Raw genomic sequence first — 25,671 nt, 5'->3', positions numbered from 1 at the left:
CTCTTCCTGCCGCCCTATAGCCCCGATCTCAACCCGATCGAGATGGCCTTCGCCAAGCTCAAGGCGCACCTGCGAGCCGCCCAGGCACGAACCTTCGACGCCCTCTGGAGGGCCGTCGGAAACATCTGCGAACTCTTCTCGCCAGCCGAATGCCGAAACTTCTTCAAACACGCAGGATATGCGTATGATTAACCGTCCGATGCTCTAGAATGACAGCGTTTACTCCGCCCTGAGCCAACGCAGCAGCCCGGCATCGTCGCCGCTTTCGACCGCAGCGGCGACCCTGCGCCCCACCGCCGCGCCAAATTTGTAGCCGTGGCCCGAACAGGCCGAGACGGCGACGACCCTGCCGATCCGGCGCGACAGGAACTTTTTGTCAGCGGTGAAGATGTAGGCGCAGCTCGCGACGCGCTTGATGCGGTATTCGCCGATTCGGGCGAAGGGCGGCGAGAAATATTCGCGGATGGTCTCGCCTTCGCCGACCCAGGGTTCGCGGTCGGCGTCTGGTTCGCCAACCCGCCTGTGCGCGCCCGCGCCGACCTTCAGGTCGGTGCCATCGACCGCCGGCAAGACATAGCCGTCGACCGTGCCGCCGATATCCACGATGACCGGCGCCGCGCGCCACGCAGGTTTGAGATCGTCTGGCGGATCGAGATAGGCCACAGCCGTACGGTGCGCCTTCAGCACGCCTGCCAGCGCCGGCAAAAGCCGCAGCACCCAGGCCCCGGCAGTCACGACGACCCGATCGAAGACCAGACTCTCGCCGCCGGCCAATCCGATCCGGCCATGTTCCGGATCGACGGATAAGACCGCCCCGCCTTCGCGGACGGCAACGCCGCGCTCGCGCATCAGTGCAACGAGGCTGGCGGCAATCCGGGCGGGAAAAAGAGCGCCGCCCTCGGCGCTGAGATAGGCGTAGCGGAAGGCTTTCGGGTCGAGGAACGGGTAGCGCCGCGCCGCTTCCGCAGGCTCGAACAGCTCATAGGGCGATCCCATCCTGTCGAGACCGTGGCGGTAGTCCTCGCCCTCGTCGCCCGGCATCTGCGAAATGCCCATGACGCCGACGGCCGCAAAATGGCTCACGCGCAGATCGGCCCAGAGTTCGTCCCAGGCGGCGAAGGCCTCGGTGATCGTGCGGGCATAGCCGTCGGCCCCGCCATAGGCGCGACGGATGATGCGGTGCTGGTCGCCCGAGGCGGCATAAGGATTGGGGATCGCCGCCGCCTGCTCGAACAGCGTGACCTCGTGGCCGGCCTTGTTCAGCGCCCAGGCGGTGGAGAGGCCGGCGATGCCGGCCCCGACGACTGCGACCTTCATCCGGCTCTCTTGTTCTTGTCGTAGGGGTTCTCGCCGCCGCGCGTATGCAGGCGGATCGGGGTGCCCGGTAGCTCGAACGCCTCGCGCAGGTTGTTGACGAGGTAGCGCGTGTAGGACACCGGCAGATGGTCGAGCTGGTTGCCGAACAGCGCAAAAGTCGGCGGGCGCGCCTTGGCCTGCGTCATGTAGCGGATCTTGATGCGACGGCCGGCGACGGCTGGTGGCGGATGGGCCGAAAGCACGCCTTCGAGCCAGCGGTTGATCTTGGCGGTCGAGACGCGGCGGTTCCAGACATCGTAGCTGGCAAACACCGCCTGCATCAGCCGGTCGATGCCCTCGCCCGCCAACCCAGACAGCGGCACGATCGGCACACCGCGTACCTGCGCCAGGAGATGGGTCGCCTTCTCCCTGAGTTCCGCCAGCAGGCCGTTCTTGTCGGCGACGAGGTCCCATTTGTTCAGGCCGATCACGACAGTGCGGCCTTCACGCTCGGTGAAGTCGACCAACGTCAGGTCCTGCTTTTCAAAGGGGATCGTCGCATCCAGCAGCACAACCACCACCTCGGCGAATCGGATGGCGCGCAACGCATCCTGCACCGACATCTTCTCGAGCTTTTCCTCGATGCGGGCGCGCTTGCGCATGCCGGCCGTGTCGAACAGCTTTACGGGCCGACCACGCCATTCATAGTCGACAGAGATGGTGTCGCGGGTGATGCCGGCTTCGGGGCCAACGAGCAGTCTGTCCTCGCCGATCATGCGGTTGACCAGCGTCGACTTGCCGGCGTTGGGACGGCCGATGATGGTGACCCGCAACGGCTTGTTGGGGTCGTTGTACTCTTCGTCCTCGTCGCTGACGGCGGGTGGTGCCTCGACCCAGCGCTTGTCGCCATAGCTCTCGTCGAAGACCTCTTCCTCCTCAGGCTCGACATCGACGAAGGGCGCGAGCGCCTCTAGCAGATCAGACGTGCCCTCGCCATGCTCGGCCGAGAACGGCACGGGGTCGCCAAGGCCAAGCCCATAGGATTCGAAGATGCCGTCGAGGCCCTTGCGGCCTTCCGCCTTGTTGGCGAGCAGGATGACGGGCTTGCCGGATTTGCGGACGAGATCGGCAAAAGGCTGATCCATCGGCGTGATGCCGAGCCGCGCATCGATCATGAACAGGATGACGTCGGCCTGCGCGATCGCAACCTCGGTCTGCGCCCGCATGCGCCCGGCGAGCGTCTCCTTGTCGGCGTCTTCGAGGCCGGCCGTGTCGATGATGGTGAAGCGGAGATGGCCAAGCGCGGCCTCGCCCTCGCGGCGGTCGCGCGTGACACCCGGCCGGTCATCAACGAGCGCGAGCTTCTTGCCGACGAGCCGGTTGAACAGCGTCGACTTGCCGACATTGGGGCGGCCGATAATAGCGACGGTGGCAGTCATCGAGTTCAGGTCGTCCTGTCAGGTCGTAGGCGACGCGCGCCGATCAGGACACGCTGGAAAAGTTACAAACTCAGTTCCGGGTCTCGACCGGGCCACCGCGCACCAGAGCGAGATAGAGATCGGTGCGCTGGCGCAGCACCTGCGGGGCGGCGGGGTCGGTGACGATGGCGTCGAACCAGCGGCCGGCATCCTCGAAGAGATTGGCCTTCAGCGCGGCTATGCCGAGCATCTCGCGGGCCGAGTGCCGCCAGACGCCTTGTGGCGTCGTCAACGGCTCCAGAGCCTGCCGGACCTCGGCATAGGGAGAGAGATCGACGCGCAGCATCCCGGCGCGAAGCCTGGCAAGATCGCGATAGAGCTGGTCGAGGCCGGCATCGTTGGCGAGCGCATCGAACGCTGTGACGCCGTCCGCCGGGCTGGCCTTGGCGGTCTCGGCGGCGAGGCGGAAACGCGCGATCTGGCGATAGCCGGCCGGTGCGCTCGCGCCAAGTTCCTTCAGGATGGTCTCGGCCTCGGGAGCGTTGCCGTCGCGCGAGGATTTCAGCGCCGCCTCGAACTTCGCCCCCATGGCCTGAGAAGCGAGGCTCTCGCGATGAAGCCAGTACTGCCAGCCGGCGACGGCTGCGACCGCGAGCACCGCAAGCGCGATGAAGAGGGTGCCGTATTTGCTCCAGATGGCGGCGGCCTTGTCGCGGCGCACCTCTTCATCGATCTCACGAAAAATATCGGCCATGGCCCGTCGGATTTCCCTGTTGTGGAGCCGGGTAGCATTTTCGCCGCGGGATTGCGAGCCGGAACGGCTTTCCGCTCAATCTACCGTAGCGGCTCGATGCAGCAGGCTCGCGTCGCCATAGGAGTAAAAGCGATATTCCAGCGCGATTGCATGGGCATAGGCGCGTTTCATGATGTCGAGGCCGCTAAAGGCCGAGACGAGCATGAACAACGTCGAGCGCGGCAAATGGAAATTCGTCAGCAGCAAGTCGACGACACGGAAGCGATAACCCGGCGTGATGAAGATCGCGGTGTCGCCGGAAAACGGCGCGACCACACCGTCCTCGCCGGTCGCACTCTCCAAAAGTCGCAACGACGTTGTGCCGACGGCGACGATGCGCCCGCCTCTCGCTTTCACCGCATTGATGGCCTCCGCAGTCGCCAAGCTGACACTGCCCCATTCGGCATGCATCTTGTGGTCGCGCGTATCGTCGGCCTTCATCGGCAGGAACGTGCCGGCGCCGACATGCAGCGTCACGAAATGGCGCGAGATGCCGCGCGCGTCGAGCGCAGCCGCCAGTTCCGGCGTGAAGTGCAAGCCTGCGGTCGGCGCGGCGACAGCGCCGTCCTCGCGGGCATAAAGCGTCTGGTAGTCGCTGGCGTCGGATGAGTCGGTCGGGCGCTTGCCGGCGATGTAGGGTGGCAGCGGCAACTCGCCATGGCGCGCGATCGCCTCGTCCAGCGCCGGCCCTGTCAGCGCGAAGCGCAGCTCGACTTCACCGCCCTCGCCTTTCGCGATCACCTCGGCATCGAGATGACCGAGCTCGCAGATGTTGGAAGCCGTCTCGCTGCCGAAGGAAATGGTCTCACCGACATTCAGTTTCTTGGCGGGCCGCACAAAGGCGCGCCAGCGACTGTCGCTCTCGCGCTTGTGCAGCATGATCTCGACGCGGGCCGTCGCTTCGCCACGGCAACGGCGGCCATGCAGGCGCGAAGGAATAACGCGGGTGTCGTTGAGCACAAGCGCATCGCCGGGCCGCAGCAGGCCGACGAGGTCGCGGACGCCGCGATCCTCGAAGGGTTGGGCGGCGTCAGGACTGACGACGAGCAGGCGCGCCGCATCGCGCGGGCTTGCGGGCCTCAGCGCGATGCGGTCTTCGGGGAGATCGAAATCGAAGAGCCCGACATTCATTTGCGATCAGGCCCCATAGGACGAGATCAGGCGAGGTCGGCCATGACCTTCATCGAGACGATCGAATCGGGGTCGCGGACCGGTTCGCCGCGCTTGATCATGTCGACATTGTCCATGCCTTCAACCACTTCGCCCCAGGCGGTGTACTGCTTGTCGAGGAAGCGGGCGTCGTCGAACACGATGAAGAACTGGCTGTTGGCGGAATTGGGGTTCTGCGAGCGGGCCATCGAGCAGATGCCGCGGACATGCGGCTCCGCGTTGAACTCGGCCTTCAGGTCCGGGAGTTCCGAGCCGCCGGTGCCGGTGCCATGCGGGCAGCCGACCTGCGCCATGAAACCGTCGATGACGCGGTGGAAGACGATGCCGTCATAGAAGCCCTGACGCGACAGCGTCTTCAGGCGCTCGACATGGCCGGGCGCGAGGTCGGGCCGAAGCTTGATGACGACCTTGCCCTTGGTGGTTTCCATGACGAGGGTGTTTTCGGGATCGAGCGACATCAGATCTGCCTTTCATTGGACGGCGCGCGGCCGTGGAAGCGGATGGAAAAAGGTCGCCCCGCGATACTCGCTCCGAAGCGCTGCGACAACCTCAGCGGCGTGCAGGCCCGTATCGCGGCCACGACAGATTGGGTAAAGCGCTCCTGCAAGGCGGGGTCGCTGCGACGCGTACCCCAGCTCACCCGAGGCTGGCCAAATAGCGAGCCGTCGCGGCGCAGCGAGAACCGCACGGTCGCCATGGCCCCATCGGTTGGACCGTCGAGCGCAGGCGGGTTCCAGCAGCGGCGCAGGGCCGGCGCGATGTCGCCGAGACGATCGATCTCACTGCCTTCGAACGCCCGCGTCGTTGGCGACAACTGGCCGGCGAGGCTCGTGTCGTCGCCGCCGCGATAGCGACGCGGCGCAACCGAAGGCCGCGCACCCTCGCCGAACGCCCCGCCGACGCCAGGCAGATAGCGCTGCCCGGACTGCGGCGGCAGAACCGGGTTCTGCGAACCAGAGGGCGGCGGCAGCACGGGGTTCTGCGAGCCGGATGGCGGCGGCAGGCCGTAATCATAGGTGCCCTGCGCACAGGCCGCGCCCATACTGCCCACCAAAGCGAGCAATATGAGGATGGCGCGCGCCTGCCGCATGACCCTGAGCCGCCCTACGGCGCCTTTACTTGGCGTCCGCCTGCAGGCGCATGCGCACAATCTTGTCGGGGCCGGAAACCTGGCCGTTATTGGCCTGGCTGCCCTTCTTGATCTTGCGCACGGCGTCCATGCCGGAGACGACTTCGCCGAACAGCGTGTACTGGCCGGTCAGGGAGCCGCAGCCCTCGAAGCAGATGAAGAACTGCGAATTGGCGGAATCAGGCGATTGCGAGCGCGCCATGCCGACCGAGCCGACCTTGTAGGGCGTCGGCGTGAATTCGGCCGGCAGGTTCGGCAAATCGGACTTGCCGGTGCCGGTGCCGGTCGGGTCGCCGGTCTGCGCCATGAAGCCGTCGATGACGCGATGGAAGACGATGCCGTTGTAGAAGCCGCGCTTGGTCAGAGTCTTGATCTGCTCGACATGCTTGGGAGCAAGATCGGGCCGCAGGCGAATCGTGACCGGACCATCCTTGGTCTCCAGCACCACCGTATTTGCCGGGTCGGCCGCAGGCGTCTGGGCGTGAGCTGCCCCAAGCGACGCCACGAGGGCGAGGACGGCGAGAGAATTGCGCAGCATCAGGTATCTCCATGACCGCCGGACGGCCCGGCAGGTGTCGTGTTGGGGTGGTAAAGCGATCCTTTGGCCGGAACAAGGCAGAGAATCGCGGCGAATCGTCGAATGCTGCGCTGCACAAGTGCAGCGGAGAATAATCTTGCAAAAAGATAAGGCTTTGCCTGCCTAAACTGGTGACAGACCGGTGACGATCCGCTAAACATTTGGCGCTGGGCACGCTCGGTTGAACATTGAGCGCCGCGGACCAGGTCTCGGGAGGAACAAACGCCCGCCTAGTATATGAGTTGTGCACATCAGATGCGCGCCGTTACTGCGGTAAAAATAGACTTCGATAGGCAGGGCATCGGCCCTGCCTTTTTCTTTTTGGGGTTGTGCGCACGAAACTACAGATCGAACCTCGCCCAGATATACCAGACAAGGGCGAAGACGACCGCAGCGATCGCCGAGGTGATCAGCGCTTTCCTGACCAGCCCCGGCAACACCGGTGCGCCAGGATCGGTGCCGTCCGTGACATCGCCGGTTTCCGCCTGGCTGCGCACGCCGAAGGGCAGGACGGCAAACAGCACCGTCCACCAGATCACGAAATAGACCGCAAGCCCGCCGGCGACCGTCACGCTGAAGACTCGCTGGCGAGCGCAATGCAGGAGAAAGCGACGCGGGCCTGCGTCGGCACACCGAAGCGGGCCGTATGGCGCGCCGGCAGGCCGCCAGGAAAATGCTTCACATATTCGGCGTTGCAGGCAGCGTAATCGGCCGGGTCGGTGATCAGCATCGTCATCTGAACGACGCGGTCGAGCGAACTACCGGCAGCGGCCAGAATGGCCGCGACCTTGGCCAGCGCATTGCGGACCTCGTCGGCCGGCGTCTCGCCGCGATGAATGCCATGCGCCGGATCATGTGGGGCTGAGTGGCCGGAGACGAAGATTAGCCCCCCGGCCCGCGTCGCCTCGCTGAAGGGACGCGGCGAGCCAGGCTCGGGCTGGCCGAAGAAATCGATCGGGCTTTGGTCCATCGGATTCACGCCTGTTCGAGCTCGACCAGCGCGCCGCAGAAATCCTTGGGGTGCAGGAACAGCACCGGCTTGCCATGCGCGCCGATGCGGGGCTCGCCCGAGCCGAGCACGCGAGCGCCCTGCGCCTTGAGCTTGTCGCGGGCGGCGAGGATGTCCTCGACCTCGTAGCAGATATGGTGGATCCCGCCATCGGGGTTGCGCTCGAGGAACTTGCCGACGGGCGAGTCGGATCCCATCGGCTCGAGCAATTCGATTTTGGTGTTGGGCAGTTCGACGAAGACGACGGTGACGCCGTGCTCTGGCTGCGGCAGCGCCTGCGAGACGCGCGCGCCCAGCGTATCGCGGTAAAGAGCGGTCGAGGCCGCGAGATCCTTCACGGCGATGGCGACGTGGTTGAGGCGTCCGATCATATTGGGCTCCTATCTGGGCGCTCGTCCGTTCTACACCTCGATCACCAGCGCGTGCACCAGCGGCTTCTTGCCCCACTCCTCGTTGACGGCGCTGCGCAGGCCGCGCTCCAGCGCGTTGCGGAGCGCCTCGGGATCGCGCCGGCGCGCCTTGGGGATACCGTCGATCAGTTCGGAGACGGCTTCGGCGACATATTCGTCGAAATCGGTGCCGTCGCGGGTGCGCGGCGGCAGGCCGAGCACAGCAATCTCGGGATCGCCGGCAAGACCGCCCTTCTCGTCGATCGCGACCGCGACCGAGATCATCCCGGCGAAGGAAAGCTTGCGGCGTTCGGCGATGGTCTTCTCCAGCGCGTTCACCAGCAGTGTGCCGTCCTGGTAGAGCCGGCCATGCGTGACCTCGTCGACCTTGCTCGCGCCGTCCTGCCTGATCTCGATGACGTCGCCGTTGACGGCGCGCACCACGATCTTGACGCCCAGCCCCCGCGCGAAGGTCGCGTGCTCGGAGAGGTGCAGATCCTCGCCATGGGCGGGGATGACGATCTTCGGCTTCAGCCAGCCATAGAGCCTGGCCATCTCCTCGCGGCGCGGATGCCCGGAGACATGGACGAGGTGGGTCCGGTCGGTGATGATCTCGATGTTGTCGCGGGCGAGCGCGTTCAGGATGTTGCCGACCGCCTTCTCGTTGCCGGGGATGGTGCGCGAGGAGAAGATCACCCTATCGCCGGGCGAAAGCGCGATCTCGGGATGATCGTCCGACGCGATGCGCGAAAGCGCGGCGCGTGGCTCGCCCTGGCTTCCGGTCAGCAGGCAAACGACCTTGTCGCGCGGCAGGTAGCCATAGGTGTCGGCCGAGCGGAAGGCCGGGATGCCGTCGAGATAGCCGCATTCGCGCGCGACATCGATGACGCGGTCCATGGCCCGCCCGACGACGACGACCTCGCGCTGATCGGCCATCGCAGCTTCCGCGACCGCGCGCAGACGGGCGACGTTCGACGCGAAGGTGGTGACGGCGACGCGGCCCGGCGCCGAATGCACCAGTTCCTTGATCTTGGCTGCGACATCGGCCTCGCTCGGGCTCGTGCCGTCGCGCATGACGTTGGTCGAGTCGCAGACCATTGCGAGCACGCCCTCGTCGCCGAGTTCGCGCAGGCGCTTCTCGTCGGTGGGGAGGCCGACCTGCGGCGTCGGATCGATCTTCCAGTCGCCGGTGTGGACGACGAGGCCGACCGGGGTGCGGATCGCCAGCGCGCAGGATTCGGGAATGGAATGGGCGACCGGCACGAACTCGATGTCGAAGGGGCCGAGCGTGACGCGGCCGCCCTGCGCCACGACATTCATCGGGACTTTCGGCGCACCCGGCTCGGACAGCCGGCGCGTTGCGAGCAGGCCGGCGGCGAATTTCGTGCAGTAGACCGGTGCGCGCAAGCTCGGCCAGAGCGCGGCGAGCGCGCCGATATGGTCCTCATGGGCGTGGGTGATGACGATGCCCAGCAGATTGGCACGCTCCTCAATGATGTAGCGCAGATCGGGCAGGACGATATCGACGCCCGGGACCTCCGGGCCGGCGAAAGACAGCCCGCAATCGACCAGGATCCATTTACGCCGGCCTTCGGGCCCAAAGCCGTAGAGCGCGGCGTTCATGCCGATCTCGCCGAGGCCGCCGAGGGGAACGAAAACGAACTGGTCTTGGGAACGGGTCACGAAAAATCCTGACTGGGACAAGGAGCGGCGCAGATGCGCCAAGATATTGCGGGAGCCCTACCATGCGAGGCGGCAGGTCTCCAGAGCAGGATGCGACGGTCAGGCCGGCGCGCCGAAATAGAGATCGCCGGCGTCGATCAGGCGACGGCCGGAAGGCGTATCGAGTTCAAGCCGTCCCGACGGGTCGAGCCCGGCGAAGCAGCCGCTGAGAGGGCCGTCGCTGAGCCTGATCGTGATCGTTTCGCCGAGAAAGGCGGCACGGTCGAGCCAGGCAGAGCGGGTCGGGCCGAAGCCGCCTGGCTGCATCCAGACCGAGTAGCGTTCGAGCCAGGCGTCGCTGAGCGCAGAGAGCATGGCTTCGACGCCAGCGGCCGGCGCATGCGCCTTGAGGAAGCTCGCCGGATAGGGCGTGTCCTGCGGACAGGATGCGATGTTGACGCCAAACCCGATGACGACGCTGAAGCCCCCTGCCCGGCTTTCACCTTCCAGCAGCAGGCCCGCGGTCTTGGCGCGTTCGGCCAGAAGGTCGTTGGGCCATTTAAGTGCGAGTTGCGGCGCGGCCAGCCCCGTGACCCTCGCGGCGGCGTCATGCAGCGCCAACCCCGCGACGAAGCCCAGTTGCGGCGCAAGTGCCGGCTCGCATGGCGTTTTCAGGAGGAGGCTGGCGTACAGATTGCCCGGTGGCGAACCCCAGACCCGGCCATGACGGCCGCGCCCGGCCGTCTGCTCGCGCGCCACGATCCAGAGCCTGCCGGCATCGCCCTGATCGAGCGCCCGGCGGGCCTCCTCCATGGTGGAGCCGACCTCGTCGCGGACGATCAGCCGGTAGCCGGCGGCGCGGGCCGCGTCACCGAGCACGCTCTCAGAACAGCGACTTCGCCGCCGCGGCCGCCGAGTTGAACAGCGGCGCCGGCAGAAGCGACAAAGCCAGCACGAAGACAGCCGAGACCAGCAATACGACGCGCGTGCCGATGTCGCCCCGCTCGAAAGCGGGCTTGGCGTCGTCGAAATAGATGATCTTGACCAGCCGCAGGTAGTAGTAGGCGCCGACCACGCTGGTCACGACGCCGATGACGGCCAGCGTGTAGAGCTTGGCGTCGATGGCGGCGAGGAAGACGTAGAACTTCGCCCAGAAGCCGGCCATCGGCGGAATGCCGGCAAGCGAGAACATCATCATCGAGAGCGCGAAGGCCATCCACGGATTGGTGCGCGAAAGGCCGGCAAGCTCGCCGATCTCCTCGACAGGCTTGCCGTCGCGGCGCATCAGCAGCACGCAGGCGAAAGCGCCCAGTGTCGTTGCCAGATAGATCGCCATATAGACCATGACGCCCTGGACGCCGGCCGCCGTGCCGGCAGCGAGGCCGACCAGCGCATAGCCCATGTTCGCGATCGACGAATAGGCGAGCAGCCGCTTGATGTTGCTCTGGCCGATCGCGGCGAACGCGCCCAGCGCCATCGAGGCGATGCCGATGAAGACGATGATCTGCTGCCATTCGTGCTGCGCACCCGGAAAGGCGCCGACGAAGACGCGCACCATCATCGCCATCGCCGCCATCTTCGGCGCGGAGGCGAAGAAGGCCGCGACCGGTGTCGGCGCGCCCTCATAGACGTCGGGCGTCCACATATGGAACGGCACGGCCGAGATCTTGAAGGCGAGGCCAGCCGCGATGAAGACGATGCCGAAGATCAGCCCGATACCGGGATGGCCATGCTGCACGGCGGCCGCGATGCCGGCGTAATTGACCGTACCTGTGAAGCCGTAGACCAGCGAGGAGCCGTAAAGCAGCATGCCCGACGAGAGCGCGCCGAGAACGAAGTATTTCAGGCCAGCCTCGGTCGATTTGGCGTTGTCGCGGTCGAAGGCGGCGACGACGTAAAGCGCAAGCGACTGCAGTTCGAGGCCGACATAGAGGCTGATCAGGTCGCCGGCCGAGATCATCATCATCATGCCGATGGTGGCGAGCACGATCAGGATCGGGAACTCGAAGCGCATCGAGCCGTCGCGGCGCAAGCTGTCCGACGACAGGATGATCGCCGCCGCCGCGCCAATCAGCGTCAGTACCTTCATGAAGCGCGCGAAGCCGTCGGCGATGAAGCCCTTATTGAAGGTGACGACCCGGCCCTCGCCCGACAGCACCAGCACGAGCGCCAGCGCAAACAGCGCGACAGCAGCCCCCTCAAGCAGGCGTGTCGAACGTTCACCCTGAATGGCGCCGACGAGCACCATGGCGATCGCGCCGAGCGCGAGGATGATTTCCGGCAGTGCGGGGCCGAGAGCGGGGACGACGGTCATTTATGTCTCGACCTTACTGGACCACCAGCAGCGCCGTTTTCGCGGCGGTGAGTGCGGCCTGATAATTCTTGATGAGGGCTTCGGTCGGCGCGGCAAAGGCATCTAGGATCGTGCCGGGGCGGATACCATACCAGACCGTCAGCAGCACGAGCGGAACGAGGATCGCGGTTTCGCGCCGGTCGAGATCCATGATGTCCTTGAGCTCGGGCTTGACCAGCTCGCCGAACATGACGCGGCGATAGAGCCAGAGCGCATAGGCCGCCGAGAGGATGACGCCCGAGGTCGCGATGAAGGCGACCCAAGGGTTGGCCTTGAACGCGCCGAGCAGCGTCAGGAATTCGCCGACGAAACCCGCCGTGCCGGGGAGGCCGACATTGGCCATGGTGAAGACCATGAAGATGACAGCATAGACCGGCATGCGGTTGACCAGTCCGCCATAGGCGGCGATCTCGCGGGTGTGCATGCGGTCATAGACCACGCCGACGCAGAGGAAGAGCGCGCCCGAGACCAGCCCGTGGCTGACCATCTGGAACATCGCGCCCTGGATGCCCTGCGCCGTCAGCGTGAACAGGCCCATGGTGACGAAGCCCATATGCGCCACCGAGGAGTAGGCGATCAGCTTCTTGATATCCTCCTGCATCAGCGCCACCAGCGAGGTGTAGACGATGGCGATGACGGAGAGCGCGTAGACGAAAGGCGCGAAATACTGCGACGCCTCCGGAAACATCGGGATCGAGAAGCGGATGAAGCCGTAGCCGCCCATCTTCAGCAGGATCGCCGCCAGAATGACGGAGCCGGCGGTCGGGGCCTCGACATGGGCGTCGGGCAGCCAGGTGTGGACCGGCCACATCGGCATCTTCACCGCGAAAGACGCGAAGAAGGCGAGCCAGAGCCAGGTCTGCATGCCGGACGGGAATTTATGCGCCAGCAGCGTCGGGATGTCGGTGGTTCCGGCGTTCCAGTACATCGCCATCAGCGCCAGCAGAAGCAGCACTGAGCCAAGCAGCGTGTAGAGGAAGAACTTGTAGGAGGCGTAGACCCGGCGCTTGCCGCCCCAGATGCCGATGATCAGGAACATCGGGATCAGGCCGGCCTCGAAGAACAGGTAGAACAGCACGAGATCGAGCGCGACAAAGACGCCGATCATCAGCGTCTCGAGGATCAGGAACGCGACCATGTATTCGCGCACCCGCTTCGTGATCGAGTGCCAGGACGCCAGGATGCAGAACGGCATCAGGAAGGCGGTCAGCACCACGAAAGGGAAGGAGAAGCCGTCGACGCCGAGCTTGAACTTGATCGCGTCGGAGACCCAGCCATGCGTCTCGACCATCTGGAAGCCGGGATTGCCCGGCTCGAAACGCGCCCAGGCGACGAGCGCCAGGATGAAGGTCGCGACAGTCGCTGCCAGTGCCGCATAGCGCGCATTGGAATCGACCGAGGCCTCATCGCCGCGCTGCGCCAGGATGAAGGCAGCGCCGACCAGCGGCAGGACGAGAAGACCGGTGAGGATACCGAAGCCGAACATCATCTCACCCGCGAACCAGCAGATACCAGGTCACCAGCCCTGCAACGCCGATCAGCATCGCGAAGGCGTAGTGATAGACATAACCCGTCTGGAGACGGACGACGCGGTTGGTGACGTCGACCACGCGGGCCGAGATCCCGTCGGGCCCCATGCCGTCGATGACGAAGCCGTCGCCCTTCTTCCAGAGGAACCTTCCGAGCCACATCGCCGGCTTCACGAACAGGAAGTCGTAGATCTCGTCGAAATACCACTTGTTCAGCAGGAATTTGTAGAGAACCGGGTTGGAGGCGGCGAGCTTCACGGGCACGTCGGGGCGCAGCATGTAGAAGTAGAACGCCAGCGCGAAACCGAGCACCATCGCGATGAAGGGCGAGGCCACGACCCAGCCGGGAACCTCGTGCATCTCGTGCAGGATGTGGTTGTCCTTGCCCGTGAACAAAGCGGCCTTCCAGAAATGCTCGTAGTCGTGGCCGATAAAGGCCTCCTTGAAGGCAAAGCCGGCCGCGACCGCACCGAGCGACAGCACGGCTAGCGGGATCAGCATCACCAGCGGGCTTTCATGGGGCATGTGATCGTGGCCATGGCCGTGATCGTCATGAGCATGGTCGTCGTGGCCATGGGCCGCATGGGCGTGATCATCGTGACCATGCGCGGCGTGGGCGTCGGCGCCCCAGCGCGGCTTGCCCTCGAAGGTCATGAAATAGAGCCGCCATGAGTAGAACGAAGTCATGCAGGCGGCCGCGACCAGAAGCACGAAGGCGTAGGAGGCAGAGAAGCCCTTATGCCCGACCGCTGCATAGGCGCTCTCGATGATCGCGTCTTTCGAGAAATAGCCGGCGAAAAGCGGGAATCCTGTGAGCGCCAGCGTGCCGATGGTCATGGCGGCCGCCGTCAGTGGAATATACTTCCGCAGGCCGCCCATCTTCCGCATGTCCTGTTCGTGATGCATCGCGTGGATGACCGAGCCCGCGCCCAAGAACAGCAGCGCCTTGAAGAAGGCGTGGGTGAAGAGGTGGAAGATGCCTGCCGAATAAGCCCCGCAGCCGAGCGCCACGAACATGTAGCCGAGCTGCGAACAGGTCGAATAGGCGATGACGCGCTTGATGTCGTTCTGGACGAGGCCGACGGTCGCGGCGAAGAACGCCGTCGTGCCGCCGATGACGATGACAACGGTCATCGCGTTCGGCGCATATTCGAAGATCGGCGACAGCCGCGCGACCATGAAGACGCCGGCGGTGACCATCGTCGCGGCGTGGATCAGCGCCGAGACTGGGGTCGGCCCCTCCATCGCGTCGGGCAGCCAGGTGTGCAGCAGGAACTGCGCGGACTTGCCCATCGCGCCCATGAACAGCAGCAGCGCGGTCAGCGTCAGCGCATTCCAGTCATAGCCGAGGAAGCGGAAGCTCTGGCTGGTCAGATCAGCCACGCGCGGGAAGATCGCATCGAAACCGACCGAGCCGAACAGCACGAAGACGAGAAAGATGCCCAGCGCGAAGCCGAAATCGCCGACGCGGTTGACGATGAAGGCTTTCATCGCCGCCGCATTGGCCGAGGGCTTCTTGTACCAGAAACCGATCAGCAGATAGGAGGCGAGGCCCACGCCTTCCCAGCCGAAGAACATCTGGACGAGGTTGTCCGAGGTGATCAGCATCAGCATGGCGAAGGTGAACAGCGACAGATAGGCGAAGAAGCGCGGCCGATGCGGATCCTCGTGCATGTAGCCGATCGAATACAGGTGCACGAGCGACGAAACTGTGTTGACGACGACGAGCATCACGCCTGTCAGCGTATCCACGCGGAAGGCCCAGTCGACGCGCAGATCGCCAGACGCCATCCACGTCGCGACCTGGATGCGGGTCGTGCCATGGCCGAAGCCGATGCTGAAGAAGGCGATCCAGGACAGGACGGCGCAGACGATCAGCAGCGAGGTGGTGACGATCTCCGAGCCGCGCGGCCCGATCAGCCGGCCAAACAGGCCGGCGATCAGGAAGCCGATCAAGGGGAGGAAGACGATCGCGTGATACATGGGGCAAATCCGGGCGCGGGCGCGCCTCAGCCTTTCATCATGTTGATGTCTTCCACCGCGATCGTGCCGCGGTTGCGGAAGTAGACGACGAGAATGGCGAGCCCGATGGCGGCCTCGGCGGCCGCTACCGTCAGCACCAGCAGCGCGAAGACCTGCCCGACGATGTCGTTCAGGAAGCTCGAGAAGGCGACGAGGTTGAGGTTGACCGCGAGCAGGATCAGCTCGACCGACATCAGGATGATGATGACGTTCTTGCGATTGATGAAGATGCCGAGCACGCCGAGCGTGAACAGGATCGCGGCGACGGCGAGATAGTGGCCCAATCCGATCATCAGACCGTCTCCTCCGGCAGTCCGGCGCGCGAGGGCACCTTCTTCACGTCCATCGCCATCGCCTTGGTGCGGGCGTTCTGGACGGTGATGTCCTGGCGCTTGATCCCGGTGCGCTCGCGCAGGGTCAGGACGATCGCGCCGATCATGGCGACGAGCAGCACGAGGCCGGCCGCCTGGAAGTAGTAGATGTACTGCGTGTAGAGCACCTGCCCGAGCGCCGCCGTATTGGTCAGGTTGCCGGGGATCGGGGCGACCGGCGCGCGCACGATCTGCGGGTCGATGATCCAGGCGCCGACGACCATCAGCAACTCGATGGCGAAGACGAGCCCGACCAGCGCGCCGATCGGCAGATAAGTCTGGAAGCCCTGGCGGAACTCGGCGAAATCGACGTCGAGCATCATCACCACGAACAGGAAGAGCACCGCGACCGCGCCGACATAGACCACGATCAGCAGCATCGCCAGGAACTCGGCCCCGAGCAGCATGAACAGCCCGGATGCGTTGACGAAGGCGAGGATCAAAAACAGCACCGAATGCACGGGATTGCGCGAGGTCACCACCAGGAACGCCGAAGCGACGGTGACGCCTGCGAAGAGATAGAAGAAAGCCGCTGCGGCGTTCATCCTGGCCAGCCTTTCCGCCCTTGCGGGCGGCCCTCGTTGCAACGCGACCGACTCTGGTGCCGGGCGCAGTCTGGAGCGTCTATAGTAAGGCCCGTCGGAGGCGACAACCGCGCAACGAGGCCAGTTCCCTCACCGGTATGGCGCATCCATCGCGATGTTGCGCGCGATCTCGCGCTCCCAGCGCGCGCCGTTCGCGAGCAGCCGGTCCTTGTCGTAGAACAGCTCCTCTCGGGTTTCGGTCGCGAACTCGAAATTCGGTCCCTCGACGATAGCATCGACCGGGCAGGCCTCCTGGCAGAAGCCGCAATAGATGCATTTGGTCATGTCGATGTCGTAGCGCGTGGTGCGGCGCGTGCCGTCATTGCGACGCGGGCCGGCCTCGATCGTGATCGCCTGGGCCGGGCAGATCGCCTCGCAGAGCTTGCAGGCGATGCAGCGTTCCTCGCCATTGGGGTAGCGGCGCAGCGCGTGCTCGCCCCGGAAGCGTGGGCTGAGAGCGCCCTTCTCGAAGGGATAGTTCAGCGTCGCCTTCGGCTTGAAGAAATAGCGCATCGACAGGGCGAACGCCGAGACGAATTCCTTCAGAAGCAGGCCCTTGGCGGCTTGTGCGAGGGTCATCGCGCAAAATCCTTGATTGTCGTCGTCATCAGCGCACCGGCCCCCAGCCCGTAAGCTGCAGCACGAAGGCCACGACCACGACGGAGACGAGCGAGAGTGGCAGGAACACTTTCCAGCCGAGGCGCATCAGCTGGTCGTAGCGGTAGCGCGGCACGAAGGCCTTCACCATCGCGAACATGAAGAAGACCAGGCAAATCTTGATCATGAACCAGATCACGCCCGGGACCCAGGTGAAGGGCGCGATCGGGAATGGCGGCAGCCAGCCGCCCATGAACAGGATCACGGTCAGCGAGCACATGGTCATGATCGCCACGTATTCGCCGAGCATGAACAGCAGATACGGCGTCGACGAGTATTCGACCATAAAGCCGGCGACGAGCTCGGATTCGGCTTCGGGCAGGTCGAAGGGCGGGCGGTTCGTCTCGGCCAGCGCCGAGATGAAGAAGACCACGAACATCGGAAACAGCGGAAGCCAATACCAGCGCAGCATGCCCCAACTGGTGTTCTGCGCCTCGACGATCGCGGTCAGGTTCAGCGAGCCGACGCAGAGCAGGACGGTGATGATGACGAAGCCGATCGAGACCTCGTAGGAGACCATCTGCGCGGCCGAGCGCAGCGCGCCCATAAACGGGTATTTCGAGTTCGAGGCCCAGCCGGCCATGATCACGCCATAGACGCCCAGCGACGAGATCGCGAGGATGTAGAGTACGCCGACATTGATGTCGGCGATGGCCCAGCCCTCGGCCACCGGAATGACCGCCCAGGCGCCGAGCGAGAGCAGGCAGGAGATGAAGGGGGCCAGCAGGAACACGCCCTTGTTGGCGCCCGACGGGATGATCGGCTCCTTGAAGGCGAATTTCAGCAGGTCGGCGAAGCTCTGGAACAGGCCGAACGGGCCGACCACGTTGGGACCGCGACGCAACTGCACGGCAGCCCAGATCTTGCGGTCGGCAAGCAGGATATAGGCGATGAAGACGAGCAGGCAGGCGAGCAGGAGGAAGCTCTTGCCCAGCATGATCAGGAGGTCGAGGACGATATCCCAGTTCATGGCCGCTTACTCCGCCGCCTGCTGCAACCGGCCAGAGGCCAGCGCCGAGCATTCGGCCATCACGGCGGACGCCCGCGCGATCGGGTTGGTCTGGTAGAAATCGCTGACGGACGAGGCAAGGCCCGCCTTGTCGGTCTTGCCACCAAGGCCGGCAAGCCGCGCCAGCCCCGACGCATCGGAGACCGGCAATATGTCGAGCGCAGCGAAATGCGGATGCGCCTCGTAGAGCGCCTTGCGCAGGCCGACGAGCGAGTCGAAGGGCAGCGTCTTTCCGAGCGCCGCCGATAGCGCCCGCAAGATGGCCCAATCCTCGCGCGCATCGCCCGGCGCGAAGGTCGCGCGGTCGGTCATCTGTACGCGACCTTCGGTGTTGACATAGGTGCCCGACTTCTCGGTGTAGGCTGCGCCCGGCAGGATGACGTCGGCGCGATGCGCGCCCTTGTCGCCATGCGTGCCCTGATAGACCACGAAGGCGCCGGCCGGAACCTCGATCTCATCGGCCCCGAGCAGGAACAGGACATCGAGCGCACCCGGCGCGCTCATGCCGCCAACATCCAGTCCACCGTCTCCCGGCACGAAGCCGAGATCGAGCCCACCGACGCGGGCGGCAGCCGTATGGAGCACGCCAAAGCCGTTCCAGCCATCCTGGCCTGAGCCGAGAACCTGAGCGGCCTTGGCCGCCATCGAGAGGATCGCCTCGCCGTCGCCGCGGGCAAGCGCGCCCTGCCCGACCAGCACCATCGGTTTCGCCTTGCCGATTGTCGCCGTCCTGACCAGTTCGGCCAGCGTGTCCGTGCCGGCGCCGAGATAGTCGAAGTCATAGGTCAGTTCGGCCATCTCGCCGATGACGCTGACCTTGAAATCGCCGCGCAGCCAGCGCTTGCGGATGCGCGCATTGAGGATCGGCGCTTCCCTGCGCGGGTTCGCCCCGATGATCAGCAGCGAATCCGCTTCATCGATCCCGGCGATGCCGGCGTTCAGCACATATGAGGCACGTCCATGGGAGGGGTGCAGCTTCGTGCCGTCCTGACGGCAGTCGAGGTTGGCGCTGCCGAGCGAAGCCATCAGGTTCTTCAGCGCGAACATCTCTTCGACGGCGGCGAGATCGCCGGCGATGGCGCCGATCCTGGCAGGCGTGGTCGCCTTCAGTTTTCCGGCGATCAGCGCAAAGGCTTCCGCCCATGTCGCAGGTCGCAGCGCCCCGTCCTGCCGGATATAGGGCCGGTCGAGCCGCTGGGTGCGCAGGCCATCGACGATGTGGCGCGTCTTGTCGGAGATCCACTCCTCGTTCACTGCCTCGTTGAGGCGAGGCAGGATGCGCATGACCTCGCGGCCGCGCGAATCGATCCGGATCGCCGAGCCGACCGCGTCCATCACGTCGATCGATTCGGTCTTGGTCAGTTCCCAGGGCCGCGCCTTGTTCTGATAGGGCTTCGAGGTCAGCGCGCCGACCGGGCAGAGATCGACAACGTTGCCCTGCAGCTCCGAGGTCATCGCCTGTTCGAGATAGGTCGTGATCTCCATGTCCTCGCCGCGACCGATCGCGCCGAGATCCTGGCCGCCTGCGACTTCCGTGGTGAAGCGGACGCAACGCGTGCATTGGATGCAACGCGTCATCGAGGTTTTCACCAGCGGGCCGATATACTTGTCCTCGACCGCGCGCTTGTTTTCGGCATAGCGGGAATTGTCCACGCCATAGGCCATGGCCTGGTCCTGCAGGTCGCATTCACCGCCCTGGTCGCAGATCGGGCAATCCAGCGGGTGGTTGATCAGGAGGAACTCCATCACCCCCTCGCGCGCCTTCTTGACCATGGGCGACTTGGTCGACACCACCGGCGGCTCGCCATTGGGGCCGGGGCGCAGATCGCGCACGCCGATGGCGCAGGAGGCCTGCGGCTTGGGCGGGCCGCCCTTCACTTCGACGAGGCACATGCGGCAGTTGCCGGCGATCGAGAGCCGCTCATGGAAGCAGAAGCGCGGCACCTCGGCGCCTGCCGCCTCGCAGGCCTGCAGGACCGTGTAGTCGGCCGGGACGTCGACCTCGATGCCGTCGATGAGGAGTTTGGTCATGGTCTCACTCCGCCGCCATAAGCCGCGCCGGCTCGCTATGCGGGTTGGCGGCATAGTCGTCGATGCGCTTCTCGATCTCGGGGCGGAAATGCGCGATCAGGCCCTGGATCGGCCAGGCGGCAGCGTCGCCGAGCGCGCAGATGGTATGACCCTCGATCTGCTTGGTGACGTCGAGCAGCATGTCGATCTCGCGCTTCTGCGCCCTGCCCTCGGCCATGCGGTTGAGCACGCGCCACATCCAGCCCGTGCCCTCGCGGCAGGGCGTGCACTGGCCGCAGCTCTCATGCTTGTAGAAATAGCTGATGCGCGCGATCGCCCGGACGATGTCGGTCGACTTGTCCATGACGATGACGGCTGCCGTGCCGAGGCCCGATTTCAGCTTGGACAGCGAGTCGAAATCCATCGGCGTGTCGATGATCTGCTCGGCCGGCACCATCCTCACCGACGAACCGCCGGGGATGACCGCAAGCAGATTGTCCCAGCCGCCGCGCATGCCGCCGCAATGGCGGTCGATCAGCTCGCGGAACGGAATGCCCATCACCTCTTCGACGTTGCAGGGCTTGTTCACATGCCCGGAAACGCAGAACAGTTTCGTGCCGACATTATTGGGGTTGCCGAGCGAGGAGAACCACGCCGCGCCACGGCGCAGGATCGTCGGTGCGACAGCGATCGACTCGACGTTGTTCACCGTGGTGGGGCAGCCGTAAAGGCCGACATTGGCCGGAAATGGCGGCTTCAGGCGCGGCATGCCCTTCTTGCCCTCGAGGCTTTCGAGCAGCGCCGTTTCCTCGCCGCAGATATAGGCCCCTGCCCCATGATGCACATAGAGATCAAAGGGATAGCCGTGCTTGTTGTTCTTGCCGATGAGGCCCGCCTCATAGGCCTCGTCGACGGCGCGCTGCAGCGCCTCGCGTTCGAGGATGTATTCGCCGCGGATGTAGATGTAGGCCGCGTTCGCATTCATCGCGAAGGAGGCGATCAGGCAGCCCTCGACCAGCGTATGCGGGTCGTTGCGCATGATCTCGCGATCCTTGCAGGTGCCGGGCTCCGACTCGTCGGCGTTGACGACGAGATAGCTCGGCCGGCCGTCGCTCTTCTTGGGCATGAACGACCATTTCAGCCCGGTCGGGAAGCCGGCGCCGCCGCGTCCACGCAGCCCGGACTTCTTCATCTCGTCGATGATCCAGTCCTGGCCCTGCTCCAGCAGGAATTTCGTACCGTCCCACGCGCCGCGCGCCATCGCGCCCTTCAGCGACAGGTCGTGACGCCCGTAGAGGTTGGTGAAGATCCGGTCGCGATCAGCAAGCATCGTTATCGCCTCACTTCACCGGCTTGTCGCCGAGGGCCGAATCCGGCCGCCAGCCTGTCGAGAGCTTCTTTGCCTGCGAAATCCAGTCGTCGCGGGTGGCGCGGCCCTTGAAGCCGGTCAGTCGTGCATCGACCCAGGCGAGTTCCTCCGCCTTCCAGACCGCGATCTGGTCGAAATGCCAGACGCCCATCTCGTTGAGCATCTTTGCAAGCTTGGGACCAACGCCCCAGATCAACGAGAGATCGTCGGGCGCATTGTTGCGCGCGGCGGTCAGCAACTCGGGCTTGGTCTCGGCTGTAGCCGCCGGCTTCGCGGATTCCGCGACCGATTTCTCATCGACCTTGCCATGGGCGGCCGGCGTGTCGTTTGCCGCGCCCGAAGGCTGGGCCGGAGCCGACGGCTTGGGCCGGCTCGCGGCGGCCGTCTCGCTTGCCGGCTTGGCCTCGACGGCGGCGGGCGTGGCTTCGGCAGCCTTGGCTTCGGCCGCCTTGGCGGCAGCTTCGGCGGCGGCTTTCGCGGCAGCGGCCTCGGCTGCAGCCTTGCGCTGTTCGCCGATGCGCTTTTGCCAGTCGCCAGCCCCGATCACCGTGCCGTCATAGAGAGCCGGGTCCTTCAGGGTCTCGCCACCGCCGAGCGGCTCCGAGCAGGAGCGGTCGACCTGCGGGCCGGGTTTCGTCGGGCGTCCATGGCGGAGATCGTCGAGCAGCGCGCGGAAATTGTCGGGCGTCAGGTCTTCGTAATAATCGAAATTGATCTGCGCCATCGGGGCGTTGCAGCAAGCTCCCAGGCACTCGACCTCGAGCCAGGACAGCTTGCCATCCGCCGAGACGGTCGATTGCGGGCCGATGACGTCCTCGCAGACCTTCCGGATCGCTTCCGCGCCGCGCAGCGCGCAGGGGGTGGTGCCGCAAAGCTGGATGAAGTGCTCGCCGACCGGCTGCAGGTTGAACATGGTGTAGAAGGTCGCGATCTCCATGACGCGCATCGGCGCCATGTCGAGCTTCCGCGCGACAGCTTCGATCGCGGCGCGCGGGACCCAGCCATGATGCTGCTCCTGCGCCTTCCACAGCAGCGGGATTACGGCGGAGGCCTGACGGCCGGCCGGGTATTTGGCGATCTGCTGGTCGGCCCAGTTCTCGTTCGCCGCGTCGAAGGCGAAGGAGGCGGGCTGGACCTGATCAGGGGCTAGACGACGGACGGACATCTCAAATCACTCCACGCGTCATGCTCGGGCTTGTCCCGAGCATCCACGTCTTCGCAATATCTGCCACGTTCAAGACGTGGATGGCCGGCACAAGGCCGACCATGACGGGGATAGTCGCGCTCATCGTGTGCTTTCCCCCGAGAGCTTTGACAGCGCGCGCAGGAACCACGCAGGCATTCCATCGGACACCAAGTTGGGAAATACGAAAGATAGCGCCGTCAATCCGATCAGCGAAAACGCCGCAAACCAAAACACGCTGCCCCAAACAACGGGGTAGCCGGAGAACTCCGACAAGAGGAGCCCAACTATGGGGCCTAATGACAACATCAGAGCGAAAGCGAACGCTCTGATGAATCGCGGATAGGGAGCGATCAGCTTCACCGGTCCACCTCACCAAAGACGATATCCAGCGAGCCCAGGATCGCGCTGACATCCGCCAGCATGTGCTTGCGGCACATGAAATCCATGGCCTGGAGATGGGCGAAGCCCGGCGCCTTGATCTTGCAGCGATAGGGCTTGTTGGTGCCGTCGGAGACGAGGTAGACGCCGAATTCGCCCTTGGGCGCCTCGACCGCCGCATAGACCTCGCCGGCAGGCACCTTGAAGCCTTCGGTGTAGAGCTTGAAATGATGGATGATCGCTTCCATCGAGCGCTTCATCTCCCCGCGCTTGGGCGGCACCATCTTGCCGTCGAGCGAGGTGACCGGACCACCGCCGTCGGTCGCGAGCAGCTTTTCGCAGCACTGCTTCATGATCGCGGCGGACTGGCGCATCTCTTCCATGCGGATGTGATAGCGGTCGTAGCAGTCGCCGTTCTTGCCGACGGGGATGTCGAATTCCATCTCCTCGTAGCACTCATAGGGCTGCGACTTGCGCAGGTCCCAGGCCGCGCCGGAGCCGCGCACCATCACGCCCGAAAAGCCCCATTTCCAGCAGGTGTCGAGATCGACGACGCCGATATCGACGTTGCGCTGCTTGAAGATGCGGTTGTCGGTCAGCAATGTCTCAAGATCGTCGCAGACCTTCAGGAACGGGTCGCACCATTCGGCGATGTCGTGGATCAGCGAGGTCGGCAGGTCCTGGTGGACGCCGCCGGGCCTAACGAAGGCTGCATGCATGCGCGAGCCACTGGCGCGCTCATAGAAGATCATCAGTTTTTCGCGTTCCTCGAAACCCCAGAGTGGGGGCGTCAGCGCGCCGACGTCCATGGCCTGCGTGGTGACGTTGAGGATATGCGAGAGGATGCGGCCAATCTCGGAATAGAGCACCCGGATGAGCTGGCCCCGGCGCGGAACCGTCACGCCCATCAGTTTCTCGATCGCCAGGCAATAGGCGTGCTCCTGGTTCATCGGCGCGACATAGTCGAGCCGGTCGAAATAGGGCAGCGCCTGCAGATAGGTCTTGGCCTCGATCAGCTTTTCTGTGCCGCGATGGAGCAGGCCGATATGGGGATCGACGCGCTCGACGATCTCGCCGTCCAGTTCCAGCACGAGGCGCAGCACGCCGTGGGCAGCGGGATGCTGCGGGCCGAAATTGATCGAGAAGTTGCGGATGTTGTGTTCGGTCATGTCAGGCCCCGCTCACGCCGTCTTCGCTTTTTCGTCGCCCGGGAGCACGTAGTCGGTGCCCTCCCAGGGGCTCAGAAAGTCGAAATTGCGGAACTCCTGGTTCAGCTTCACCGGCTCGTAGACGACGCGCTTCTGCTCGTCGTCGTAGCGGACCTCGACGAAGCCGGTCAGCGGGAAGTCCTTGCGCAGCGGGTAGCCCTCGAAGCCGTAATCGGTGAGGATGCGGCGCAGATCGGGGTGGCCCGAGAACAGGATGCCGTAGAAATCATAAGCCTCCCGCTCGTACCAGTTCGCAGCGGGGAAGACCTCGATCACGGAGGGAACCGGCGTCGCCTCGTCGGTCTGAACCTTCACGCGGATGCGGGTGTTCGAGTATGGCGCAAGCAGGTGGTAGACCACGTCGAAGCGCTTTTCGCGGCCGGGATAGTCGGCGCCGGCGATGTCGGTAAAGTTCACGAAGCGGAAGCGCGGCTCTTCGCGCAGGGTCTTGAGAACCTGGACGATCGCGGCGGCTTCGACATGAATCGTCAGCTCGTCGAAAGCGACGACCACGTCCGTGACTGCGCCGGGCAGCGCCGCCTTGATCTCTTCGCCGAGGGCTACGAGCATCTCGCTCATCACATCATCCTTCGAGCATCACAGTGTGATGCGTGACCTTGTCGTCATAACTCACCAGAACCGCGGCGGCCGCGGGCTCGACCACGGCGACGTCGAGATCGGGGGAGGCAAAAGCCGAAATCGCGTCCATCGAAGCCCAATGGGTGAGCACGGTGATCTCGACCTCACCAGCGTCGGCGCGGTTCAGCAGCGAGACACCCTTGAATCCGGGCAGATCGCGCAGCTGCGGCACCACCGCATGCTTGAGATGCGCGCCATACGACAGCGCACCCTCAGGCGTAGCGCGCGCCTTCCACTGCCGAATGACGCTGGCGTCCCGGGACATCACCGTTCAATCGTCCCCGTCCGCCGGATCTTCTTCTGCAGCAGCAACACGCCATAGAGCAGCGCTTCCGCCGTCGGCGGGCAGCCGGGCACATAGATGTCGATCGGCACGATGCGGTCGCAGCCGCGCACCACCGAGTAGCTGTAGTGGTAGTAGCCGCCGCCATTGGCGCAGGAGCCCATCGAGATGACGTAGCGCGGCTCGGGCATCTGGTCGTAGACCTTGCGCAGAGCCGGGGCCATCTTGTTGGTCAGCGTGCCGGCCACGATCATCACATCGGACTGGCGCGGGCTCGCGCGCGGCGCGAAACCGAAGCGCTCGACATCGTAGCGCGGCATCGAAAGCTGCATCATCTCGACGGCGCAACAGGCAAGCCCGAAGGTCATCCACATCAGCGAGCCGGTGCGCGACCAGTTGATCAGGTCGTCGGTCGCGGTGACGAGAAAACCCTTATCGGCGAGTTCGGCGTTGATCGAGGTGAAGAAGGGATCGCGATGGCCGACGGGCTGGCCGTCGGGGCCGAGCAGGCCCTTGGGAGCGGGCGCGGCAATCGGGTCGCCGCGGTCGATCGCTGTGGTTGCCATTCTCTCAAACCCTCGTGAACTCTAAACCGTCAGATCAGCTGCGAAATCCGCCTGCGATCCGCCG

At 64.9% G+C, this 25,671-nt stretch carries 27 protein-coding genes; 1 reads left to right on the top strand and 26 read right to left on the bottom strand.

Translation table 11 applies throughout. The features are described 5' to 3' along the window. Positions 1–192 (top strand): transposase (locus tag AC1DZY_RS20800; protein ID WP_476822052.1); only part of this gene is annotated, 192 nt, incomplete at its 5' end. 27 nt (positions 193–219) lie between these two features. Here the strand turns inward: AC1DZY_RS20800 and AC1DZY_RS20795 are convergent. From AC1DZY_RS20795 to AC1DZY_RS20670, 26 genes are all read right to left on the bottom strand, one after another. Continuing rightward, positions 220–1,317: an NAD(P)/FAD-dependent oxidoreductase gene (locus tag AC1DZY_RS20795; protein WP_476822051.1), complete on the bottom strand. Its 1,098-nt coding sequence runs from the start codon at positions 1,315–1,317 to the stop codon at positions 220–222. Further along, on the bottom strand, positions 1,314–2,735 hold the full coding sequence (gene der, locus AC1DZY_RS20790) for a ribosome biogenesis GTPase Der (protein ID WP_476822050.1): 1,422 nt from the start codon (positions 2,733–2,735) through the stop codon (positions 1,314–1,316). Before der ends, AC1DZY_RS20795 begins: the two co-directional genes overlap by 4 nt. A gap of 70 nt (positions 2,736–2,805) precedes the next feature. Continuing rightward, positions 2,806–3,468, bottom strand: a complete 663-nt coding sequence (locus AC1DZY_RS20785) for a tetratricopeptide repeat protein (RefSeq protein WP_476822049.1) — start codon at positions 3,466–3,468, stop codon at positions 2,806–2,808. A 75-nt stretch (positions 3,469–3,543) separates the two neighbouring features. Next, positions 3,544–4,638, bottom strand: coding sequence for a tRNA preQ1(34) S-adenosylmethionine ribosyltransferase-isomerase QueA (queA, locus tag AC1DZY_RS20780; RefSeq protein WP_476822048.1), 1,095 nt, complete (start codon positions 4,636–4,638; stop codon positions 3,544–3,546). A gap of 26 nt (positions 4,639–4,664) precedes the next feature. After that, positions 4,665–5,135, bottom strand: coding sequence for a peptidylprolyl isomerase (locus AC1DZY_RS20775; protein ID WP_476822047.1), 471 nt, complete (start codon positions 5,133–5,135; stop codon positions 4,665–4,667). Continuing rightward, complete coding sequence (locus AC1DZY_RS20770) at positions 5,135–5,719, bottom strand: hypothetical protein (protein ID WP_476822046.1); 585 nt, start codon at positions 5,717–5,719, stop codon at positions 5,135–5,137. The genes AC1DZY_RS20775 and AC1DZY_RS20770 overlap by 1 nt, the downstream gene beginning before the upstream one ends. Positions 5,720–5,792: 73 nt before the next feature. Beyond that, positions 5,793–6,344 (bottom strand): peptidylprolyl isomerase, encoded by a 552-nt coding sequence (locus AC1DZY_RS20765; protein WP_476822045.1) that lies wholly within the window; start codon positions 6,342–6,344, stop codon positions 5,793–5,795. Between the two features lie 380 nt (positions 6,345–6,724). Next, a complete protein-coding gene (locus AC1DZY_RS20760; protein WP_476822044.1) occupies positions 6,725–6,955 on the bottom strand; it encodes a DUF1467 family protein in 231 nt (76 codons plus the stop codon). Beyond that, the gene (locus AC1DZY_RS20755; protein ID WP_476822043.1) at positions 6,952–7,353 is read right to left on the bottom strand and encodes a RidA family protein; all 402 of its coding nucleotides are present in this window, start codon (positions 7,351–7,353) and stop codon (positions 6,952–6,954) included. The genes AC1DZY_RS20760 and AC1DZY_RS20755 overlap by 4 nt, the downstream gene beginning before the upstream one ends. Positions 7,354–7,358: 5 nt before the next feature. Next, positions 7,359–7,763, bottom strand: a complete 405-nt coding sequence (gene mce / locus AC1DZY_RS20750; RefSeq protein ID WP_476822042.1) for a methylmalonyl-CoA epimerase — start codon at positions 7,761–7,763, stop codon at positions 7,359–7,361. Between the two features lie 30 nt (positions 7,764–7,793). Continuing rightward, positions 7,794–9,464 (bottom strand): ribonuclease J, encoded by a 1,671-nt coding sequence (locus tag AC1DZY_RS20745; protein WP_476822041.1) that lies wholly within the window; start codon positions 9,462–9,464, stop codon positions 7,794–7,796. Between the two features lie 99 nt (positions 9,465–9,563). Next, complete coding sequence (locus AC1DZY_RS20740) at positions 9,564–10,322, bottom strand: biotin--[acetyl-CoA-carboxylase] ligase (protein ID WP_476822040.1); 759 nt, start codon at positions 10,320–10,322, stop codon at positions 9,564–9,566. Positions 10,323–10,326: 4 nt separating this feature from the next. After that, positions 10,327–11,757 (bottom strand): NADH-quinone oxidoreductase subunit NuoN, encoded by a 1,431-nt coding sequence (nuoN, locus tag AC1DZY_RS20735; protein WP_476822039.1) that lies wholly within the window; start codon positions 11,755–11,757, stop codon positions 10,327–10,329. 13 nt (positions 11,758–11,770) lie between these two features. Next, the gene (locus tag AC1DZY_RS20730) at positions 11,771–13,282 is read right to left on the bottom strand and encodes an NADH-quinone oxidoreductase subunit M (protein ID WP_476822060.1); all 1,512 of its coding nucleotides are present in this window, start codon (positions 13,280–13,282) and stop codon (positions 11,771–11,773) included. 4 nt (positions 13,283–13,286) lie between these two features. Continuing rightward, on the bottom strand, positions 13,287–15,308 hold the full coding sequence (gene nuoL / locus AC1DZY_RS20725) for an NADH-quinone oxidoreductase subunit L (protein ID WP_476822038.1): 2,022 nt from the start codon (positions 15,306–15,308) through the stop codon (positions 13,287–13,289). 26 nt (positions 15,309–15,334) lie between these two features. Further along, the gene (gene nuoK, locus AC1DZY_RS20720) at positions 15,335–15,643 is read right to left on the bottom strand and encodes an NADH-quinone oxidoreductase subunit NuoK (RefSeq protein WP_476822059.1); all 309 of its coding nucleotides are present in this window, start codon (positions 15,641–15,643) and stop codon (positions 15,335–15,337) included. Next, positions 15,640–16,263: an NADH-quinone oxidoreductase subunit J gene (locus AC1DZY_RS20715; protein ID WP_476822037.1), complete on the bottom strand. Its 624-nt coding sequence runs from the start codon at positions 16,261–16,263 to the stop codon at positions 15,640–15,642. Before AC1DZY_RS20715 ends, nuoK begins: the two co-directional genes overlap by 4 nt. A gap of 129 nt (positions 16,264–16,392) precedes the next feature. Next, positions 16,393–16,881: an NADH-quinone oxidoreductase subunit NuoI gene (gene nuoI / locus AC1DZY_RS20710; RefSeq protein WP_476822036.1), complete on the bottom strand. Its 489-nt coding sequence runs from the start codon at positions 16,879–16,881 to the stop codon at positions 16,393–16,395. 28 nt (positions 16,882–16,909) lie between these two features. Then, a complete protein-coding gene (gene nuoH, locus AC1DZY_RS20705) occupies positions 16,910–17,929 on the bottom strand; it encodes an NADH-quinone oxidoreductase subunit NuoH (protein WP_476822035.1) in 1,020 nt (339 codons plus the stop codon). Positions 17,930–17,935: 6 nt separating this feature from the next. Next, positions 17,936–19,999 carry an NADH-quinone oxidoreductase subunit NuoG gene (nuoG, locus tag AC1DZY_RS20700; RefSeq protein WP_476822034.1) on the bottom strand — a complete coding sequence of 688 codons (2,064 nt, stop codon included), beginning with the start codon at positions 19,997–19,999 and terminating at the stop codon, positions 17,936–17,938. 4 nt (positions 20,000–20,003) lie between these two features. After that, on the bottom strand, positions 20,004–21,308 hold the full coding sequence (gene nuoF / locus AC1DZY_RS20695; RefSeq protein ID WP_476822033.1) for an NADH-quinone oxidoreductase subunit NuoF: 1,305 nt from the start codon (positions 21,306–21,308) through the stop codon (positions 20,004–20,006). Between the two features lie 10 nt (positions 21,309–21,318). Beyond that, complete coding sequence (gene nuoE, locus AC1DZY_RS20690) at positions 21,319–22,512, bottom strand: NADH-quinone oxidoreductase subunit NuoE (protein ID WP_476822032.1); 1,194 nt, start codon at positions 22,510–22,512, stop codon at positions 21,319–21,321. Positions 22,513–22,889: 377 nt separating this feature from the next. Continuing rightward, positions 22,890–24,080, bottom strand: coding sequence for an NADH-quinone oxidoreductase subunit D (locus AC1DZY_RS20685; protein ID WP_476822031.1), 1,191 nt, complete (start codon positions 24,078–24,080; stop codon positions 22,890–22,892). A 12-nt stretch (positions 24,081–24,092) separates the two neighbouring features. Beyond that, the gene (locus AC1DZY_RS20680; RefSeq protein ID WP_476822030.1) at positions 24,093–24,698 is read right to left on the bottom strand and encodes an NADH-quinone oxidoreductase subunit C; all 606 of its coding nucleotides are present in this window, start codon (positions 24,696–24,698) and stop codon (positions 24,093–24,095) included. 4 nt (positions 24,699–24,702) lie between these two features. After that, positions 24,703–25,023: an antibiotic biosynthesis monooxygenase gene (locus tag AC1DZY_RS20675; protein ID WP_476822029.1), complete on the bottom strand. Its 321-nt coding sequence runs from the start codon at positions 25,021–25,023 to the stop codon at positions 24,703–24,705. Continuing rightward, positions 25,023–25,607, bottom strand: coding sequence for a NuoB/complex I 20 kDa subunit family protein (locus tag AC1DZY_RS20670; protein WP_476822028.1), 585 nt, complete (start codon positions 25,605–25,607; stop codon positions 25,023–25,025). The genes AC1DZY_RS20675 and AC1DZY_RS20670 overlap by 1 nt, the downstream gene beginning before the upstream one ends. Between the last annotated feature and the right edge of the window lie 64 nt (positions 25,608–25,671).

This window comes from Allobosea sp. P2_A10, assembly GCF_056405115.1.
The sequence above is the reverse complement of the archived record's forward strand: the minus strand, read 5'-3'. Positions and strand labels throughout refer to the sequence as shown.

Coding starts and splice junctions, on each gene's coding strand:
- AC1DZY_RS20795 (WP_476822051.1), bottom strand. CDS start 1,317: ATGAAGGTCGCAGTCGTCGGGGCCGGCATCGCCGGCCTCTCCACCGCC.
- der (WP_476822050.1), bottom strand. CDS start 2,735: ATGACTGCCACCGTCGCTATTATCGGCCGCCCCAATGTCGGCAAGTCG.
- AC1DZY_RS20785 (WP_476822049.1), bottom strand. CDS start 3,468: ATGGCCGATATTTTTCGTGAGATCGATGAAGAGGTGCGCCGCGACAAG.
- queA (WP_476822048.1), bottom strand. CDS start 4,638: ATGAATGTCGGGCTCTTCGATTTCGATCTCCCCGAAGACCGCATCGCG.
- AC1DZY_RS20775 (WP_476822047.1), bottom strand. CDS start 5,135: ATGTCGCTCGATCCCGAAAACACCCTCGTCATGGAAACCACCAAGGGC.
- AC1DZY_RS20770 (WP_476822046.1), bottom strand. CDS start 5,719: ATGGGCGCGGCCTGTGCGCAGGGCACCTATGATTACGGCCTGCCGCCG.
- AC1DZY_RS20765 (WP_476822045.1), bottom strand. CDS start 6,344: ATGCTGCGCAATTCTCTCGCCGTCCTCGCCCTCGTGGCGTCGCTTGGG.
- AC1DZY_RS20755 (WP_476822043.1), bottom strand. CDS start 7,353: ATGGACCAAAGCCCGATCGATTTCTTCGGCCAGCCCGAGCCTGGCTCG.
- mce (WP_476822042.1), bottom strand. CDS start 7,763: ATGATCGGACGCCTCAACCACGTCGCCATCGCCGTGAAGGATCTCGCG.
- nuoN (WP_476822039.1), bottom strand. CDS start 11,757: ATGACCGTCGTCCCCGCTCTCGGCCCCGCACTGCCGGAAATCATCCTC.
- AC1DZY_RS20730 (WP_476822060.1), bottom strand. CDS start 13,282: ATGTTCGGCTTCGGTATCCTCACCGGTCTTCTCGTCCTGCCGCTGGTC.
- nuoL (WP_476822038.1), bottom strand. CDS start 15,308: ATGTATCACGCGATCGTCTTCCTCCCCTTGATCGGCTTCCTGATCGCC.
- AC1DZY_RS20715 (WP_476822037.1), bottom strand. CDS start 16,263: ATGAACGCCGCAGCGGCTTTCTTCTATCTCTTCGCAGGCGTCACCGTC.
- nuoI (WP_476822036.1), bottom strand. CDS start 16,881: ATGACCCTCGCACAAGCCGCCAAGGGCCTGCTTCTGAAGGAATTCGTC.
- nuoH (WP_476822035.1), bottom strand. CDS start 17,929: ATGAACTGGGATATCGTCCTCGACCTCCTGATCATGCTGGGCAAGAGC.
- nuoG (WP_476822034.1), bottom strand. CDS start 19,999: ATGACCAAACTCCTCATCGACGGCATCGAGGTCGACGTCCCGGCCGAC.
- nuoF (WP_476822033.1), bottom strand. CDS start 21,308: ATGCTTGCTGATCGCGACCGGATCTTCACCAACCTCTACGGGCGTCAC.
- nuoE (WP_476822032.1), bottom strand. CDS start 22,512: ATGTCCGTCCGTCGTCTAGCCCCTGATCAGGTCCAGCCCGCCTCCTTC.
- AC1DZY_RS20685 (WP_476822031.1), bottom strand. CDS start 24,080: ATGACCGAACACAACATCCGCAACTTCTCGATCAATTTCGGCCCGCAG.
- AC1DZY_RS20680 (WP_476822030.1), bottom strand. CDS start 24,698: ATGAGCGAGATGCTCGTAGCCCTCGGCGAAGAGATCAAGGCGGCGCTG.
- AC1DZY_RS20675 (WP_476822029.1), bottom strand. CDS start 25,023: ATGTCCCGGGACGCCAGCGTCATTCGGCAGTGGAAGGCGCGCGCTACG.
- AC1DZY_RS20670 (WP_476822028.1), bottom strand. CDS start 25,607: ATGGCAACCACAGCGATCGACCGCGGCGACCCGATTGCCGCGCCCGCT.